Here is a 15,136-nt window from a genome sequence, read left to right as displayed (position 1 = left end):
CGTTAACGAGCATGTCCGCGGTCTCGACGCCAACGCCGATGACACTGGCGATCAGGCGAACCATCGCGTGAGGTCCATTCTCACCAGCCGCGGCCGCCTCCAGCTTGCACAGCCGTTCCTGCTCGATGGCCTTGATCTGTTCACGCACCAGACGCAGCCGCGCCATGTCGCGGCGGAACTCGGCCTGGGTATTCTCAGGAAGAGGGGCGCCTTCCGCCGTCCGCAGCGCGGCAAGTTTGTCCTCTGCTTTGCGTAACTTCGGATTGAATCCGCGAATTCCCAGGCGCACGAGCGTCGCTCGCATGCGGTTCACGATGCGGGTGCGATCGCCGACCAGTTTTTCCCGCTCGCGTTTGGCCGCTTGGCGTCTTCTTCGTCAATTGTGGGGATAGCTGCCATGTTGCAGTGGCGCTTTTCTCCGCGCAGCCAGCCAAGGAAAACGCGCATCAGCAGCTCCGTGTCGAGGCGGTCGGTCTTCGCACGCCGGTGCTCACGCGACACGGCGACGCTCGATGCATGCATGACATAAGCTTCGATATCGCGTGCCCTGAGCCAGCGCGCCAGCCAAAAGCCGTCGCGTCCCGCCTCGTAGGCCACAACAACGCGGTCGATTTCATGCCCTGTCCGGGTCGCTTCGTCGCGCCAGCGATCCAAGAGCCGCAGCAACTCATCCTCATCGGGCGCCAGCTTCTTCAAAGGGTTCCGTTCGCCCGGCAGCAATCCCGCGACAAGCCAACTTGATTGCCTCATCTCGATTACAACGATGATTGTGCTACCCTGGCAGAGGGTGACGGTGCAACGGCTCAGATCATTCGATTGCGGCATGGGCTCTCTCCAACGATTTATAAAGAAGCGCCAAAAGTGCCACACCTTAACCGCCGACCTATAGCATCTTAATGGGGCCGTTTCCGTTCCCGGCTGGAAGTCGAAGCCGAGCTGGTATCTGGTGGCCACCGACGACAGGATGATCCCTCCGGACGCGCAAAGGGCGATGTCACGCCGGGCTGGCTCGACGACGGTCGAGGTCCCCGGTAGCCACGATCTGTCCCGCCAGGTTTGTGATTTGACTTTCAGGACCATTGGTAGATCCTCCCGATGGAAAGGGCTCTCGAGCAACCAGAGAGTTAAGGGGACCAATGGTCCTTTCCAACCCTGTCCAAGGGTCTCGAAGCCGCGTTAAGTCTTCCCATTCGCATCGACCGCCCGGGCCGAAAGGCTTACCTTTCCTCGGAAACCTGCTCGCCTTCGGCAAAGACCAGCTCGGTTTCTTTACTGAAACGGCGCGTCTATATGGCGACCTCGTTTCGCTGAATCTAGCTGGATGGCCTGCTCTTATCGTCAGCGACGTAGAAGCGATCGAAAAAATCCTCGTCAAAGATCATAAGAATTACATCAAAGATCGGCTCATCTGGCGCCATGTAACGGCGCTCTTCGGGAACGGCTTGCTGACCAACGAAGGTGAATCCTGGCAACGACAGCGCCGGTTGGCCGCCCCCGCCTTCGCTGGCCAGCAACTTCTTGCATATGACAGCGAGATGGTCGCCCTCACTCACAAGATGCTCGATCGCTGGAAGAACGGCCAGATCCTAAACATCCACCCCGAGATGATGGAACTGACATTGCGCATCGCCGCGAAAACGCTGTTCGATTCCAAGGTCGAGCGGGACATTTCCGATATGGATCGTGCGCTAAACGACCTCGTTATGGAGATTGCATCGCGCATTAAACGTCCGATTATCGTTATTCCTGATGCAATTCCATTGCCTGGCCATCTAAGGTATCGGCGAGCGATCCGAACGGTCGAAAGGGTCGTTTCATCAATGATAGCCGAGCGCCGCGCGGGCGGTCTGGAAAATCGAGATGATTTTTTGTCCCGTCTTATGGCAGCGCGTGACGAGACGGGGAAACCTATGTCCGATGAGTTGCTTCGAGACGAGGCGATCACGCTCCTTCTTGCAGGGCACGAGACCACGGCGCTAGCGCTTTCATGGGCGTGGTTCCTGCTCGGCCAGCATCCGGAGGCTGAAGCCCGAATGGCGGCTGAAATCGCTGACGTGCTTGGCGACCGTCCGGCGACGACCCACGACCTCCCGCACCTGAAATACACTGAAGGCGTCGTAATGGAATCGATGAGGATCTACCCGCCTGCCTGGGCGATGGGCCGCGAATCCATCGGCCCTTTCGAACTTGGCGGTTACGCCTTCCCGGCCGGAATGACCATCTTCATCAGCCCCTGGATCTTGCATCGCGACCCGCGTTACTTCGAGGAGCCAGATGCGTTCAGGCCACAGCGTTGGATGGGCAATCTCGCACACGAGTTGCCGCGCTTCGCCTATATGCCTTTCGGCGGCGGACCGCGCATCTGCATTGGGCAGCGTTTCGCTATGATTGAAGCAATTCTGATCCTGGCGACGATGGCGCAGCGCTTCTCGGCCGAGTTGCAGTCGGATCACAAGGTGACGCCGTTTCCGTCGATTACTTTACGCCCAAAGGGCGGTGTCTGGCTCAAAATCAAAGACCGTCAGACCCGGCACTGACTCCAAGGATTCATCTCGCCGTCAGGTCCGTGTCGGCGCATGTGGGCAGCAGCTTCAGCGATAGTGAAAGACAAACAGGATTTTGAGGATCCGTCTGTTGTTACGAGGTAAGCGGCTGGGGCACGGTGCGAAAACCTCGATATCCTACGCCATCGATGCATCTGTTGATGTTCAACACGCAGGACCGCTGCCATTAAGGGGCGCCCGAAATCTCGGCAGTGGAACGGGACACCACGTTTGCTCTGCTGATGTTGAGAGTTGTTGAACTGATTTGACCGGTCGAAACGACAGCCGTCGTGTGCGGTGATTTTCCCGTTTTGAACATGCGATTGGTCCTACGCTAACGCTTTGCTTGACACGTTGGATACTTTGCCGCACATTCCCCTCAGGCAAATTAGTTGCCACACATGAATAATAAGAACCGGAAAGCGGCTAAACAAAAGGGGATAAAAATGGAAGCTACAGTAATTTCGCATGTTGTTGATGCCAGTCTGACCCGGCGCATTGATCAAATGCATGCTCGTGACCGGGCAGGTCTAATTCTTTTCATCCTGGTGCTCTGGAGTACGCTCGGATTCGCGCTTATACGTGTATGGTCGTACATTTCCATTCCAGCAATTGGCATTATTCTCTCTATCGCCTGCGGCTTCGTGCTTTTCTTCAACACGGCGGCGGTGATTGCCATGCTTCGGCACTACACCGAAGACAAGCACTTCATTTATGGCCTCGACATCAAACATCTCGACGAGATGCGTCGGCGTCGTGGTTGAGGAGGGCAGGATGGCTTACAAACCCCCAAAGCAAGGCCTTTTCGGCCAGGTATTCGACGTCCTGACGCTACTCGTTCTCACGGTCGGCGCTCTCTATATTCCGCTCTATATGGGGCTTGCGGGGGCAGCGAAAGTGCCTAACCCGATCGCCAACCCGACATGGCAGAGACTTGGCCAGAACACCACCGAACAACAGCAATGGGCCGCTCTCGGCATCACCGACCCCTCAGCGGCCAACGGCATCATCACTGCCCGCTTCGATTATAGCTTCAGTTGGGTGGCGTTGATTGTCATGGCGTTGCTGGTCATCGGCTATTTCGTTCTGGTCGTAAGGCTCTCCGACAGGGAATACCGTGAGGTTATAGAAGAACGTTTTGGCGAGAAGAGGTAGGAGATCATCATGGATTTGTGGAGCAAGCTGGAATACGTGGCCTGGGCGCTGTCGTTCGTGTTTGGCGCACTGATGGTGTTTGATCTGATTCGTACCGATTCAACTTATGACAACGATCTGCTGACCTCCTCGCGCGAAGGCGAGATTGAGGTGACGGCAGAGCGTCACATCATCTGAGGGTGGCCGGCATGGCAAATGGAACAACAAGCGAAGCGCAGACTGAACGTCTCCAGCTTCTGCGGGTGCTCGGCCCCGCGCACATCTGGGCGCTCGGCGTCGGGATCGTGCTGGTCGGCGAATACATGGGATGGAATTTCTCGGTCGGGAAAGGGGGCATGATCGCGGGTTTGATTGCCTGCTGGGTTGCGGGGCTACTTTACACCTGCGTGGCCATGATCGACTCGGAGGTTACCTCTACTGTTGCCGCTGCAGGTGGCCAGTACGCCCAGGCAAAACATATCGTTGGCCCATTGATGGCCTTCAACGTAGGGCTCTTCCTTGTGATGGCCTATACGATGCTGGAAGCGGCCAATGCGATCACAGTCGGCTTTCTGCTTGACAGCGTTGCTGGCATGCAAGGCCATTCCGGTCTCGATCAGCACCCCTTTATCATACTTTCCATCATGTTTTTGGCGTGGCTCAACTATCGCGGCGTACTGGCAACACTAACCTTCAATCTCGTGATCACCGCGATCGCTTTCCTTGCTATCATCGTCTTGTTCTTGTCGGTGCAGTTCGGTGCTTCGAGCGTGCCGCTCGACTTCTCCGCGATCACCAACGATCCGTTGCCCTATGGGTGGGTCGGTATTGTCGCATCGCTACACTTCGGCCTCTGGTACTATCTGGGTATCGAAGGAACGTGTCAGGCAGCAGAAGAGGTGCGTTCGCCCGCACGCTCGTTACCCTACGGCACGATGGCAGGAATTATGACTCTGCTGATCGCAGCAACCATGACTTGGTATGTCTGCTCGGGCCTCATTCCATGGGAATATCTCGGCCAGGCTGGCACCCCTCTGTTTGATGCCGCCCGTGTAACTGGAAACAGCGGGCTGATGGTTCTGCTCTTCGTGGGCACGATGTTCTCTACCCTTGCCTCAGCCAACGGTTGCATCAACGATGCCTCGCGGGCATGGTTCTCGATGGGCCGCGACCGTTACCTGCCAAGCTGGTTTGGTGCCGTGCATCCGGTCTATCGCACGCCGTACCGGGCCATCGTTTTCCTGGTGCCGATCGCGCTCATCTTCGCGCTTGGTGCCCCTCTTGATCAAGTTGTAACCTTCTCGATCCTTTCCGGTCTGCTCGGCTACACGTTCATGACCTTCAACATGATAATGTTCCGAAATAAATGGCCGTTGCACACCATCAAGCGCGGGTACGTTCATCCCTTTCACCCGCTGCCTACGATAGTGCTTCTTACGTTGTGTTCAACGGCCTATTTTGCGGTGTTCCTCGGTTACGGCACGCAGCTGATCGCCATGATGTGCTTCTACATCATCGCATCGCTTTGGTTCCACTTCCGGCGCTACCAGTTCGTTCGGCGCGGTGATCAGTTTACCATGCCCTGGCCCAAGCCGCTCGGGTACTGACTAGCGTGAATCGTACATCAGCAAGGATGGTATGCGTGCAATGATCACACAGATCGTGTTCGGGGTTTTCGTTGCCGCATGCTGCTTGTGGATCGGAACACTTGCTCTCAGAGAACATCGGGCCGTGCTCAGCCAACGCCGCGGACTTCTCGACGAGGCGGCTAAGCTCTTTAGTGATGCTCGCGTCGTGGTCGCAGCCGATCAGTTTCCGGTGCTCGTCGCACGTCTCGACCGACACCGGGAGGTCAAAATTGAGCTTATTGCGGACACCATGGTGTTCCGCAGGTTGCCGCAGCTCTGGTTGATGGTCACGCTGAGGAGAACCGACGGATTGCAGCGACCGGTCATCGGCGCGCTGGCGCGGCCAACTGGCGCTGAATATTATTCACTTGTGCACGACTTACCGGAATGGATGATGCCGCCAGAGATGGACACTTCGCTGTTGATGAGAGGCGACGGGCAGGCCACGCCGACCCAAGTGGAAAGAGTCTCGGCGATGTTCACCAGGCTATTTGCCGATCCTACCGTCAAGGAGGCGGTTGTCACGCCGAGCGGCACCCGGCTTATCCGGCAGGCTGCGCAAGGTGAGCGAAGTATGCATCTGTTGCTTCGTCAGACCCGTTTCTTGCTGGCATCGATTTCTCCGGATCTGGTCAGCACAGCAATTTCAGAGGCTGAGGCCTTGGGCGCGGCCCTGACGGAAAGCGCATTCACAACTTCCGATCACGTAGCAGCTTGAGTCGCTCATGCCTAAGCCACTAAACCCCTATCTCGTTCTCGCTCTGGCGATTGTGTTACCCGGGGCTGGTCACGTGGCGGTGCGTCAGGCGACCCGGGGCCTAGCCTTCGCTTTTTTTGTAGTCCTGTTTTCAATGATAACCTACTCGACGACGACGTCCGATCAGTCCTTCATCGGCCGCCACGCGGGCGGACTCTTTGTCTGGGCGCTTTCCATACCCGATGCTTATCGTCGGGCCAGAATTCGGTCCGCTACACGGTCATAAAATTATACGGTGGCACCACACAGGAGAGGTTTGTTCGACGCCGGTTTTCCGTCCACGCACTGCAAGCGGACGGAGATCACCCGTAGTGGCATGGAGACATTCGGCGATGGCTTCAGCGTTGGGCGGAGTTGGCGGGGTAGCTGATAATCGAGAGATAACGAGCGGGTAACTTCACCAGGATTTCAGGGCCGTGGGGAGCGTCCGAGTCAAAGAATAAACTGTCTCCGGGCTGCATTGAGTAGAGCTGATCGCCATGGCGGTAGGCCACTTCACCTTCAAGCATGTAAATTAGCTCGATACCTAAATGCTGAAAGGTCGGAAAGACATCCGAATCGGCAGTCAAAGTGATGAGATAAGGTTCGACAACGACACCACTGGTGTTATTGTCGATGTGACCGAGCACATTGTATTGATGGCCTGCGCGCGAGCCTCGACGTTCGACCTCGACACCTTGCCCAGACTTCACAAATACGGCATTTCGCGGCTGTTCATATCGAAGGAAGAACGCTGTCAACGGGACACCAAGAGCCCGCGAGAGGGATTGCAAGGTCGTCAGGGACGGTGAAATATTACCGTTTTCAATTTTTGACAGCATGCCAAGTGAAATACCGGTGGTGACTGCAAGATCGGAGACCGTTATTCCGAGCTTCTTTCGATAGGCCCGTACCTCGTGCCCAATCGCCATCTCAAGATTGTTTTCTTTCGGCTCCCGAACTGCATGGGGATCTTGAGAAAAAACGGGCGTCAGTTTTTGATTCTGCGCGGTTGCTTGTCTGTTTTTGTTGTCCATATTTTCCTCTAAGGGCTTTCACAATATACTATCGTGAGAGTGAAATTTCTTCAACCCTGAAGAAAATATTGCTGGAAGCTCCTTTCATTCCGTTAACCGGAATCCTGAATCTGGAGGCGATCGTTGGATCAGTTCGCCTAGCCCATACGTTCGGAGGCATAGCTGCCAGGACTTGCGGGAAAAACGATGGTGCGGTTGCCATTTTTGAACACGCGCCTGTGAATATGCGCATGCACGGCCCGCGCCAGGACCTGGCTTTCGACGTCACGCCCTAGTGCTACATAGTCCTCCGGGCTCTGGGCATGGGTGATACGCACTATGTCCTGTTCGATTATCGGACCTTCATCCAGATCGGCCGTCACGTAGTGCGCCGTGGCACCGATAAGCTTCACGCCTCGCTGATGCGCTTGCTTGTATGGGTTCGCCCCTTTGAAGGATGGCAGAAATGAATGATGAATGTTGATGATCTTCCCGGACATTTCCTTGCAAAGGGTATCTGAAAGTACCTGCATGTAGCGGGCAAGAATGATTAGCTCCGCTCCACTGTCGCGAACGATATCGCGAAGGCGCGCTTCTGCCTCAGCCTTGTTCGCTTTGGTAACAGGAACATGAAAGAATGGGATATCGTGATTGACAACAACCTTCTGATAATCGAGATGGTTTGAAACCACACCTACGATGTCGATTGGAAGCGCCCCAATCCTCCATCGGTAAAGCAGGTCATTGAGACAATGACCGAAGCGGGACACCATTAGAATAACCTTCATGTTCTCGCCAGCGTCATGAAAGTCGTAATCCATTTCAAGCTTCGCCGCGACATCTTCAAATCCTGCCCTGATGTCGGCTAAGGTGGATCCCGTTTCGCTAACCGCTGTGACGCGCATGAAAAATCGGCCTGTGTCGACATCATCGAACTGGGCGCTATCGATGATGTTGCAGCCGTTGTCCGCAAGATGGGTAGCGATTGCCGCAACAATCCCGCGGCGGGTAGGGCAGGTTACGTTGAGAATGAATTTCGACATGGTGTCCCTAAGGTCAACGGATTAGTTGCGGTCCGGACTGGACCGTTTGAACGGCCGAGCAAGGATCGCGGCTCACAGATAGACCTATATGTCAAGAGTTGTCTGATGTTCCCACTCTGTGAACTGGGAACAATAGGTATTCCATTCGCTGTGCTTGAGCTTGAGGTAAGCGGAGGAGAACTCCGTTCCCAGGGCCGCCTGAAGCTCTTCGTCCGATTCGTATGCACGTAGCGCATCGAGCAGGTTCAAGGGCAACTTCGGTGCATCGGTGACGGTGTGACCGTCTTTGTACATGTCTATGTCATAGTGTCGGCCGGGATCGGCATTGGTTCTCAGTCCGCTGAGGCCTGCAGCTATGATGATTGCCTGAAGCAGATAAGGATTAACTGCCCCGTCAGGCAGGCGTAGCTCGAAGCGTCCTGGACCTGGCACCCGGACCATGTGCGTGCGGTTGTTACCAGTCCAAGTAACTGAATTTGGTGCCCAGGTCGCGCCTGAAACCGTTCGCGGCGCATTGATGCGCTTGTAGGAATTAACCGTGGGATTCGTGACCGCCGCGAGAGCCGACGCATGTTTCATTATTCCGCCGAGGAACGTCTTGCCATTTTCCGACAGACCGAAAGGCATCCTTTTGTCGGCAAAAGCATTGGTCCTGCCCTCAACGTCCCAGACGGATATGTGACAATGACAGCCATTGCCTGTGAGGCCTTTGAAGGGCTTGGGCATGAACGTTGCCCGGAGACCGTGTTTCTCGGCGATCGATTTGACCATGAATTTAAAGAATGAATGTTTGTCCGCCGTGTTTAGCGCGTCATCATACTCCCAGTTCATTTCAAACTGGCCGTTCGCATCTTCATGATCGTTCTGGTAGGGCTTCCAGCCAAGCTCCAGCATATAGTCACAAATTTCCGCGATGACATCATACCGGCGCATGACTGCCTGCTGGTCGTAACAGGGCTTTTCTCCCGAGTCCCGCTGATCCGAGATTTGTGAGCCATCGGGCGTGACCAGAAAAAACTCGGGCTCCACGCCCGTCTTTACCCTCAGTCCCTGTTGTCTCGCTTCACCGACCAGCCGTTTCAGTACCACGCGGGGAGCCTGTTGCACGGGCGCATCTTCCATCATGCAGTCGGCGGCAACCCAAGCAACGTCCCTTTTCCAGGGAAGCTGGATGACCGACCCTGAGTCCGGTACCGCGAACAGGTCGGGGTGGGCGGGCGTCAAATCCAGCCATGTTGCAAAGCCCGCGAAACCCGCGCCATCTCTCTGCATGTCGGCAATCGCTTGTGCAGGAACGAGCTTGGCCCGCTGGCCGCCGCAAAGGTCAGTATAGCTGATCATGAAATATTTGACGCCGTTTTCAGCAGCGAATGTAGAAAGATCAAGTGTCACGTCATTCCCCTTTATTAGTTCAGACACCCAGTTGCACAAGATCGGCGGGCCGCACCTTCCGAAGGCAGCCCGCCGCTTTTGTGACTAAAAATTACCCTTTCCGGGATACCAGTTTGTACCCGCCAGTGGGATTTGCGCCATTGCCGCCGCTTCCATTGTCAGGGCGCAGAGGTCCTCCGGTTCCAAGTTATGAAGGTGGTTTTTCCCGCATGCCCTGGCTATCGTCTGGGCCTCAAGCGTCATCACCTTGAGGTAGTTGGCAAGACGCCGTCCTGCGGCAACGGGATCAAGACGTTTGGAAAGTTCAGGATCCTGCGTGGTGATACCCGCAGGGTCCCGGCCCTCGTGCCAGTCGTCATAAGCCCCTGCAGTAGTGCCGAGCTCCTGATACTCCTTTTCCCAACGCGGGTCGTTGTCGCCGAGCGCCACAAGGGCCGCGGTGCCAATGGCAACCGCATCGGCCCCGAGAGCGAGCGCTTTCGCCACATCAGCGCCCGAACGGATGCCGCCTGAGACAATCAGCTGGACCTGGCGGTGCATGCCGAGATCCTGCAATGCCTGAACAGCCGGACGGATACAGGCAAGTGTCGGCATGCCGACGTTTTCGATGAAGACATCCTGCGTCGCGGCGGTGCCACCTTGCATGCCGTCGAGCACGACGACGTCTGCGCCAGCCTTCACGGCCAAGGCGGTATCATAATAGGGGCGAGCACCTCCTACTTTGACGTAGATCGGCTTTTCCCAGTCGGTGATCTCGCGAAGTTCAAGAATCTTGATCTCGAGATCGTCCGGACCAGTCCAGTCAGGATGGCGGCAAGCTGAGCGCTGATCGATCCCTTTGGGAAGGGTGCGCATCTCGGCAACGCGATCAGAGATCTTCTGGCCGAGAAGCATACCGCCGCCGCCCGGTTTAGCACCTTGACCCACCACAACTTCAATTGCGTCGGCACGGCGAAGATCCATGGGATTCATGCCGTAACGTGAAGGGAGGTACTGATAGACCAGCGTCTGGCTGTGGCCCCGTTCCTCATCGGTCATCCCGCCGTCACCGGTCGTTGTGGACGTGCCAGCTATCGTTGCCCCGCGCCCCAATGCTTCCTTCGCATTGCCGGACAACGCGCCGAAACTCATGCCTGCAATGGTGATTGGTGTCTTAAGCTGAATCGGCTTCTTCGCGAAACGTGTCCCAAGAACGACGGATGTGTCGCACTTTTCACGGTAACCTTCGAGCGGATAACGGGAAATCGACGCACCGAGAAACAAAAGGTCATCAAAGTGCGGAACCTTGCGCTTTGTGCCAGCGCCACGGATGTCATAGATCCCTGTGGCTGCTGCGCGCCGGATTTCCGCGAGCGTGTAATCGTCGAATGTCGCCGATTTACGGGGTGGAGTGTATGGATTGTGATAGCTCATGGCGTGGAACCCCTTCCGCTGCGTCAGTAGGCTTCGGCGTTATCAATGTTGAAATTGTAGAGTTTGCGCGCCGACCCGTAGCGCTTGAAGTCTTCCGGCCTGACGCCAGTAACGCCCGCCCGCTGAAGAAGTTCGGAGAGTTTTGTCAGATGCTCAGCCCGCATTTCTTTCTCGATGCAGTCGGAGCCGAGACTTTTTACGGTACCACGCACGAAAAGCTTCGCCTCATAGAGGCTATCCCCCAAAGCGTCGCCAGCGTTCCCGAGCACCACGAGGTGGCCGGATTGCCCCATGAATGCTGACATGTGGCCGATACTGCCGTGAACGACAATATCAATGCCTTTCATCGAGATGCCGCAACGGGATGCGGCATTTCCTTTGATCACCAGAAGGCCGCCCCGTCCGGTGGCTCCCGCGTACTGGCTCGCGTCACCCTCAATAATTACTGTTCCGGACATCATATTCTCAGCGACGCCCGGGCCGGCAGAGCCGTGAACCGTGACTGTCCCGCCGTCGTTCATTCCCGCGCAGTAATAGCCGACTGAACCTTTTATCTGCACGGAAACGGGGGCATCGATGCCGACAGCCACCGCATGGCTGCCGCGCGGGTTGATAACTTTGAACTCGGTATCGTTGGACCCCGCGGTCAGGGAGTGCAACGCGCTGTTGAGTTCCCGAAGGGACGCTGTTGATAGATCGAAAACAGGCATGGCTCTTAAATCTTCTCCAAGTTGAGCGCCGCGCGTCAGGCGGCCTTAGTGTTCCCAGAAGTAGACAGTGGCCGGTTCCGGCTCCCAGACCTTGGCGTTCTCGATCCCCGGCAGATTGACCAGCGCACGATATTCAGAGCCGAAGGCAACGTACTGGTCAGTTTCGGCCATCACGGCTGGTTTACACGCGATTGGATCGCGCACGACGCCGAAGCCGGACTTGGTGCCGACGACAAAGGTGAAGAAGCCATCAAGGTCTTCCAGCGCGCTCTTTAGCGCCTCGCCTAGATCACTGCCGTCGGCCATCTTCGCGGTGAGGTAAGCGGCGGCCACCTCGGAGTCGTTCTGGGTCCCGAAGCTCATGCCCTCGCGGACAAGTTCCCGTCGTAGATTGTTGTGGTTGGATAAGGAACCGTTGTGCACCAGGCACTGGTCGGCACCTGTCGAGAAGGGGTGCGCGCCAAGCGTGGTGACCGCCGATTCCGTAGCCATCCGTGTATGCCCAATGCCGTGCGAGCCGCTCATGGCGCGGACATCAAAACGGGAGACAACATCCTTTGGCAGTCCAGTTTCCTTGTAGATTTCCACGCTGTCGCCGGAACCCATTATACGTACGTTGGGTCTGATTTCGGACAGGACGAGGCGGACGTCATCGAGCCTGTGTGAATCGACTTCAATGACTGCGTGCGTGCTTTTCACTTTTACTGCGGCGGGGACTCCCGCCTTCTCCAGATCTCTGTCCAGTCCGTCGAAATCAGCCTTGGGGCTCGCCGATTGTATCGTGACTTTGGCTCTTCCCGACTGCGGTGAGCCGTATATTGCAATGCCTGCGGAATCCGGCCCCCGGTCTGTCATGGTGATGAGCATCTCCGAAAGCAAGGCTCCCAATTGCGGTTCAAGGCTACGGTCTTTCAGGAACAGTCCAACTATGCCGCACATGGCACCCATCTCCTTCTTGTCGATGATGCAATTGCTAGCAGAGTGATGGTTCCAAATCAATCGCCAGGAATAAAATATTCTTGTTAGGCAAGATTTGAACCATGAGTTGCCTCCCGGACAATCACCAGCTCTTCGATACGGTCCCCGGGATCCCGTGATACTCTACTAAGGCGACCGGGCCCGCTCTTAAGCGAACGGGAGAGGGCTCATGCCTTCTGAAATTTCCAAGGAGTCCATCTCTGCCTGCTGCGACAGCAAACGGAGGCAATCATCGAACGGTTTTTGGCGAAACGCCGAAATAGGCTTTGAATGATCTTGATAGGTGCCCCGGGCTTGAAAATCCTGTAGCAAATGAAACTTCCGCTATTGAGAGCGGGCTCTGCTCCAAAAGACGCCGTGCGTGTTGAAGGCGTATATGCTTATACTTTTCCAAGAAGCTGGACTTAAGTTGCTGTGTAAACAGACGGTCTAGATGACGGGTACTGACACCAGCAAAAGCCGCCATCGCAGAGCGGTCAAGAGGCCGCTCAATCGTCGCCTCCATCTTCTCGAGAACTGAAATCAACGCCGGGTGCCGCGTCCCGAAGCGCTCCACGGTCGAGGCGCGCTGCGGAGCTCCTGGCTCGGCAACTGCCGTGTGCAGGTACCAGTCACTGACGCGCCGCGCAAACGCCGGACCCAATCGCTCAGCCACGACGGCGTGCATCATGTCCAAGGGCGCAACACCGCCGCCGCAAGTAATACGGTTACCGTCAAGTACATAGCGGGCCTGGCGGGGCAAGAGATGCGGAAAAGCCTCCTTCAACGCAGGAGCGTGTTCCCAGTGGATGGTGAAATCACGGTTATCCAGAAGCCCTGCGGAGGCGAGCACGTATGAACCGCTTGATATCCCGCCGATACGCACCCCTTGGCGCGAGAGGCGGCGCAGAACTCCGTAGATCCCTTGCGCCTGCGCCCAGTCGGACGGTCCGCCGCCCGCACATACAAACAAAGTATGGCACTCGCTTCCCGCAGCGGATATTGCTTCACACGGGACTTCTATCCCGGCGGAGCATCGTACTCTCTCCCCGTCACACGACAGCGGCCGGATATTGTACAACGTCTTTCCAGCGAGAAGATTGGCAGCCCTTAGCGGTTCGATTGCAGACGCGTAGGACATCAGCGCGAAATTTTCGATAAGAAGAAAGCCAAACGTTTGAGTTACAGCGGAGGCTTTGAGCGACATGGCTCAAATCTATATGTATCCGTCTCTTTGATGCAAGGAGAATTCGGCAATCCCGGTTATCCCTTTTACATTCATGCAACAAAGTTGGCGGATATGCGCTACTCAGCACTCTCAATTTTTCTGAACGGGCTTCGTGGCAACCAGGGGTGGAAGCCAGCGTGGCGCGAACCGCAGCCCAAATCCCACTATGATGTGATCATAGTGGGCGGCGGCGGCCACGGACTTGCAACGGCCTATTACCTTGCAAAGGAATTCGGGGTCACGAACGTTGCGGTTATCGAGAAGAGTTACATCGGCTCCGGAAACGTCGGGCGCAACACGACCATCATCAGGTCGAATTATCTGCTGCCCGGCAACAACCCATTCTATGAATTTTCAATGAAACTGTGGGAAGGCCTGGAGCAGGAACTGAATTTCAACGCAATGGTTTCCCAGCGCGGTGTCCTCAACTTATTCCACTCAGACGCACAGCGGGACGCCTATACTCGCAGGGGAAACGCCATGCTTCTGCATGGCGTTGATGCGGAGTTACTTGACCGCGCTGTCGTACGCAAGATGCTTCCATTCCTTGATTTCGACAACGCGCGTTTCCCGATCCAGGGTGGGCTGCTTCAGCGGCGCGGTGGGACTGTACGGCACGATGCGGTTGCCTGGGGTTATGCGCGCGGCGCAGACCAGCGGGGTGTTGATATTATTCAAAACTGTGAGGTCATTGGTATACGCCGCGACAATGGGCGCGTGACTGGCGTGGAAACAACGAAGGGATTTATCCGCTGCGCTAAACTCGGCCTAGCGGCGGCCGGGAATTCCTCGCGTGTCGCATCAATGGCAGGGCTGAAACTTCCCATTGAGAGTCATGTACTACAGGCGTTTGTGTCGGAAGGGTTAAAGCCTTTCATTGACGGCGTCGTAACCTTCGGTGCCGGCCATTTCTATGTTTCGCAGTCTGATAAGGGCGGGCTGGTGTTCGGCGGCGACATCGATGGGTACAACTCGTATGCCCAGCGGGGCAATCTTGCAACTGTTGAACATGTGGCGGAAGCGGGAAAGGCCATGATCCCAGGGATCTCCCGGGTGCGCGTGCTGCGTTCATGGGGTGGAATCATGGATATGTCCATGGATGGCTCCCCGATCATCGATCGCACTTCCCTCGACAATCTCTACCTCAATGCCGGGTGGTGTTATGGAGGCTTCAAGGCGACGCCGGCTTCCGGTTTCTGCTTCGCGCACCTTCTGGCGCGGGGCGTTGCACACGAGACAGCAAGAGCCTTCCGTTTCGACCGTTTTGAGCGAGGCCATCTGCTCGACGAAAAAGGCCAGGGCGCTCAGCCCAATCTTCACTGAGCATTAGGAGATA

General features: G+C 56.3%; 16 protein-coding genes and 2 pseudogenes. 9 read left to right on the top strand and 9 right to left on the bottom strand.

Features of this window, described 5'->3' with window-relative positions; all coding sequences use genetic code 11:
• Both AAAC48_RS01250 and AAAC48_RS01245 read right to left on the bottom strand, forming a co-directional pair.
• Window positions 1-304 (bottom strand): annotated as a pseudogene (locus AAAC48_RS01250) (IS110 family transposase); the annotation flags it as partial.
• 5 nt (window positions 305-309) lie between these two features.
• Window positions 310-825 (bottom strand): hypothetical protein, encoded by a 516-nt coding sequence (locus AAAC48_RS01245; RefSeq protein WP_340652429.1) that lies wholly within the window; start codon window positions 823-825, stop codon window positions 310-312.
• 67 nt (window positions 826-892) lie between these two features.
• Here AAAC48_RS01245 and AAAC48_RS01240 point away from each other — a divergent pair.
• The 8 genes and pseudogenes from AAAC48_RS01240 to AAAC48_RS01205 form a co-directional block, all read left to right on the top strand.
• A pseudogene (locus AAAC48_RS01240) lies at window positions 893-1,039 on the top strand (alpha/beta hydrolase); the annotation flags it as partial.
• 97 nt (window positions 1,040-1,136) lie between these two features.
• Window positions 1,137-2,537, top strand: coding sequence for a cytochrome P450 (locus AAAC48_RS01235; RefSeq protein ID WP_340652428.1), 1,401 nt, complete (start codon window positions 1,137-1,139; stop codon window positions 2,535-2,537).
• Window positions 2,538-2,989: 452 nt separating this feature from the next.
• The gene (locus AAAC48_RS01230) at window positions 2,990-3,307 is read left to right on the top strand and encodes a hypothetical protein (protein WP_340652427.1); all 318 of its coding nucleotides are present in this window, start codon (window positions 2,990-2,992) and stop codon (window positions 3,305-3,307) included.
• Between the two features lie 10 nt (window positions 3,308-3,317).
• Window positions 3,318-3,698 (top strand): hypothetical protein, encoded by a 381-nt coding sequence (locus tag AAAC48_RS01225; protein ID WP_340652426.1) that lies wholly within the window; start codon window positions 3,318-3,320, stop codon window positions 3,696-3,698.
• A 9-nt stretch (window positions 3,699-3,707) separates the two neighbouring features.
• Window positions 3,708-3,875 carry a hypothetical protein gene (locus tag AAAC48_RS01220; RefSeq protein ID WP_340652431.1) on the top strand — a complete coding sequence of 56 codons (168 nt, stop codon included), beginning with the start codon at window positions 3,708-3,710 and terminating at the stop codon, window positions 3,873-3,875.
• A gap of 11 nt (window positions 3,876-3,886) precedes the next feature.
• Window positions 3,887-5,284 (top strand): amino acid permease, encoded by a 1,398-nt coding sequence (locus AAAC48_RS01215; protein WP_340652425.1) that lies wholly within the window; start codon window positions 3,887-3,889, stop codon window positions 5,282-5,284.
• Between the two features lie 40 nt (window positions 5,285-5,324).
• Window positions 5,325-6,023 (top strand): hypothetical protein, encoded by a 699-nt coding sequence (locus AAAC48_RS01210; RefSeq protein ID WP_340652424.1) that lies wholly within the window; start codon window positions 5,325-5,327, stop codon window positions 6,021-6,023.
• Window positions 6,024-6,030: 7 nt separating this feature from the next.
• Window positions 6,031-6,288 carry a hypothetical protein gene (locus AAAC48_RS01205; RefSeq protein WP_340652423.1) on the top strand — a complete coding sequence of 86 codons (258 nt, stop codon included), beginning with the start codon at window positions 6,031-6,033 and terminating at the stop codon, window positions 6,286-6,288.
• A 112-nt stretch (window positions 6,289-6,400) separates the two neighbouring features.
• Here AAAC48_RS01205 and AAAC48_RS01200 read toward each other — a convergent pair whose 3' ends face one another.
• The 7 genes from AAAC48_RS01200 to AAAC48_RS01170 form a co-directional block, all read right to left on the bottom strand.
• Complete coding sequence (locus AAAC48_RS01200; protein ID WP_340652422.1) at window positions 6,401-7,078, bottom strand: helix-turn-helix domain-containing protein; 678 nt, start codon at window positions 7,076-7,078, stop codon at window positions 6,401-6,403.
• A gap of 137 nt (window positions 7,079-7,215) precedes the next feature.
• On the bottom strand, window positions 7,216-8,100 hold the full coding sequence (gene purU, locus AAAC48_RS01195; RefSeq protein WP_340652421.1) for a formyltetrahydrofolate deformylase: 885 nt from the start codon (window positions 8,098-8,100) through the stop codon (window positions 7,216-7,218).
• A gap of 84 nt (window positions 8,101-8,184) precedes the next feature.
• Window positions 8,185-9,492: a type III glutamate--ammonia ligase gene (gene glnT / locus AAAC48_RS01190; protein WP_340652420.1), complete on the bottom strand. Its 1,308-nt coding sequence runs from the start codon at window positions 9,490-9,492 to the stop codon at window positions 8,185-8,187.
• Window positions 9,493-9,576: 84 nt separating this feature from the next.
• Window positions 9,577-10,905, bottom strand: a complete 1,329-nt coding sequence (locus tag AAAC48_RS01185; protein ID WP_340652419.1) for an FMN-binding glutamate synthase family protein — start codon at window positions 10,903-10,905, stop codon at window positions 9,577-9,579.
• Between the two features lie 23 nt (window positions 10,906-10,928).
• Window positions 10,929-11,615: a GXGXG domain-containing protein gene (locus AAAC48_RS01180; protein WP_340652418.1), complete on the bottom strand. Its 687-nt coding sequence runs from the start codon at window positions 11,613-11,615 to the stop codon at window positions 10,929-10,931.
• 45 nt (window positions 11,616-11,660) lie between these two features.
• Entirely contained in the window at window positions 11,661-12,554 is an 894-nt protein-coding gene (locus AAAC48_RS01175) for a glutamine amidotransferase family protein (RefSeq protein WP_340652417.1), read from the bottom strand.
• A gap of 268 nt (window positions 12,555-12,822) precedes the next feature.
• Window positions 12,823-13,779: a GlxA family transcriptional regulator gene (locus AAAC48_RS01170; protein ID WP_340652416.1), complete on the bottom strand. Its 957-nt coding sequence runs from the start codon at window positions 13,777-13,779 to the stop codon at window positions 12,823-12,825.
• A gap of 93 nt (window positions 13,780-13,872) precedes the next feature.
• On the opposite strand from AAAC48_RS01170, the gene AAAC48_RS01165 reads away from it, so the two are divergent.
• Window positions 13,873-15,123, top strand: a complete 1,251-nt coding sequence (locus AAAC48_RS01165) for a sarcosine oxidase subunit beta family protein (protein ID WP_340652415.1) — start codon at window positions 13,873-13,875, stop codon at window positions 15,121-15,123.
• Window positions 15,124-15,136 lie beyond the last annotated feature (13 nt).

This window comes from Phyllobacterium sp. (genome assembly GCF_037994405.1).
In the GTDB taxonomy this organism is placed as follows: domain Bacteria; phylum Pseudomonadota; class Alphaproteobacteria; order Rhizobiales; family Rhizobiaceae; genus Phyllobacterium.
Note: the sequence above shows the minus strand (reverse complement) of the source record. Positions and strands in the feature narration are given on the sequence as shown.

Excerpts from the sequence above, each read along its gene's own strand:
- AAAC48_RS01205 (WP_340652423.1), top strand. The coding sequence starts at position 6,031 with ATGCCTAAGCCACTAAACCCCTATCTCGTTCTCGCTCTGGCGATTGTG.
- AAAC48_RS01165 (WP_340652415.1), top strand. The coding sequence starts at position 13,873 with ATGCGCTACTCAGCACTCTCAATTTTTCTGAACGGGCTTCGTGGCAAC.
- AAAC48_RS01215 (WP_340652425.1), top strand. The coding sequence starts at position 3,887 with ATGGCAAATGGAACAACAAGCGAAGCGCAGACTGAACGTCTCCAGCTT.
- AAAC48_RS01210 (WP_340652424.1), top strand. The coding sequence starts at position 5,325 with ATGATCACACAGATCGTGTTCGGGGTTTTCGTTGCCGCATGCTGCTTG.
- AAAC48_RS01230 (WP_340652427.1), top strand. The coding sequence starts at position 2,990 with ATGGAAGCTACAGTAATTTCGCATGTTGTTGATGCCAGTCTGACCCGG.
- AAAC48_RS01245 (WP_340652429.1), bottom strand. The coding sequence starts at position 825 with ATGCCGCAATCGAATGATCTGAGCCGTTGCACCGTCACCCTCTGCCAG.
- AAAC48_RS01225 (WP_340652426.1), top strand. The coding sequence starts at position 3,318 with ATGGCTTACAAACCCCCAAAGCAAGGCCTTTTCGGCCAGGTATTCGAC.
- AAAC48_RS01235 (WP_340652428.1), top strand. The coding sequence starts at position 1,137 with ATGGTCCTTTCCAACCCTGTCCAAGGGTCTCGAAGCCGCGTTAAGTCT.
- AAAC48_RS01170 (WP_340652416.1), bottom strand. The coding sequence starts at position 13,779 with ATGTCGCTCAAAGCCTCCGCTGTAACTCAAACGTTTGGCTTTCTTCTT.
- AAAC48_RS01200 (WP_340652422.1), bottom strand. The coding sequence starts at position 7,078 with ATGGACAACAAAAACAGACAAGCAACCGCGCAGAATCAAAAACTGACG.
- AAAC48_RS01180 (WP_340652418.1), bottom strand. The coding sequence starts at position 11,615 with ATGCCTGTTTTCGATCTATCAACAGCGTCCCTTCGGGAACTCAACAGC.
- AAAC48_RS01220 (WP_340652431.1), top strand. The coding sequence starts at position 3,708 with ATGGATTTGTGGAGCAAGCTGGAATACGTGGCCTGGGCGCTGTCGTTC.
- AAAC48_RS01185 (WP_340652419.1), bottom strand. The coding sequence starts at position 10,905 with ATGAGCTATCACAATCCATACACTCCACCCCGTAAATCGGCGACATTC.
- purU (WP_340652421.1), bottom strand. The coding sequence starts at position 8,100 with ATGTCGAAATTCATTCTCAACGTAACCTGCCCTACCCGCCGCGGGATT.
- AAAC48_RS01175 (WP_340652417.1), bottom strand. The coding sequence starts at position 12,554 with ATGTGCGGCATAGTTGGACTGTTCCTGAAAGACCGTAGCCTTGAACCG.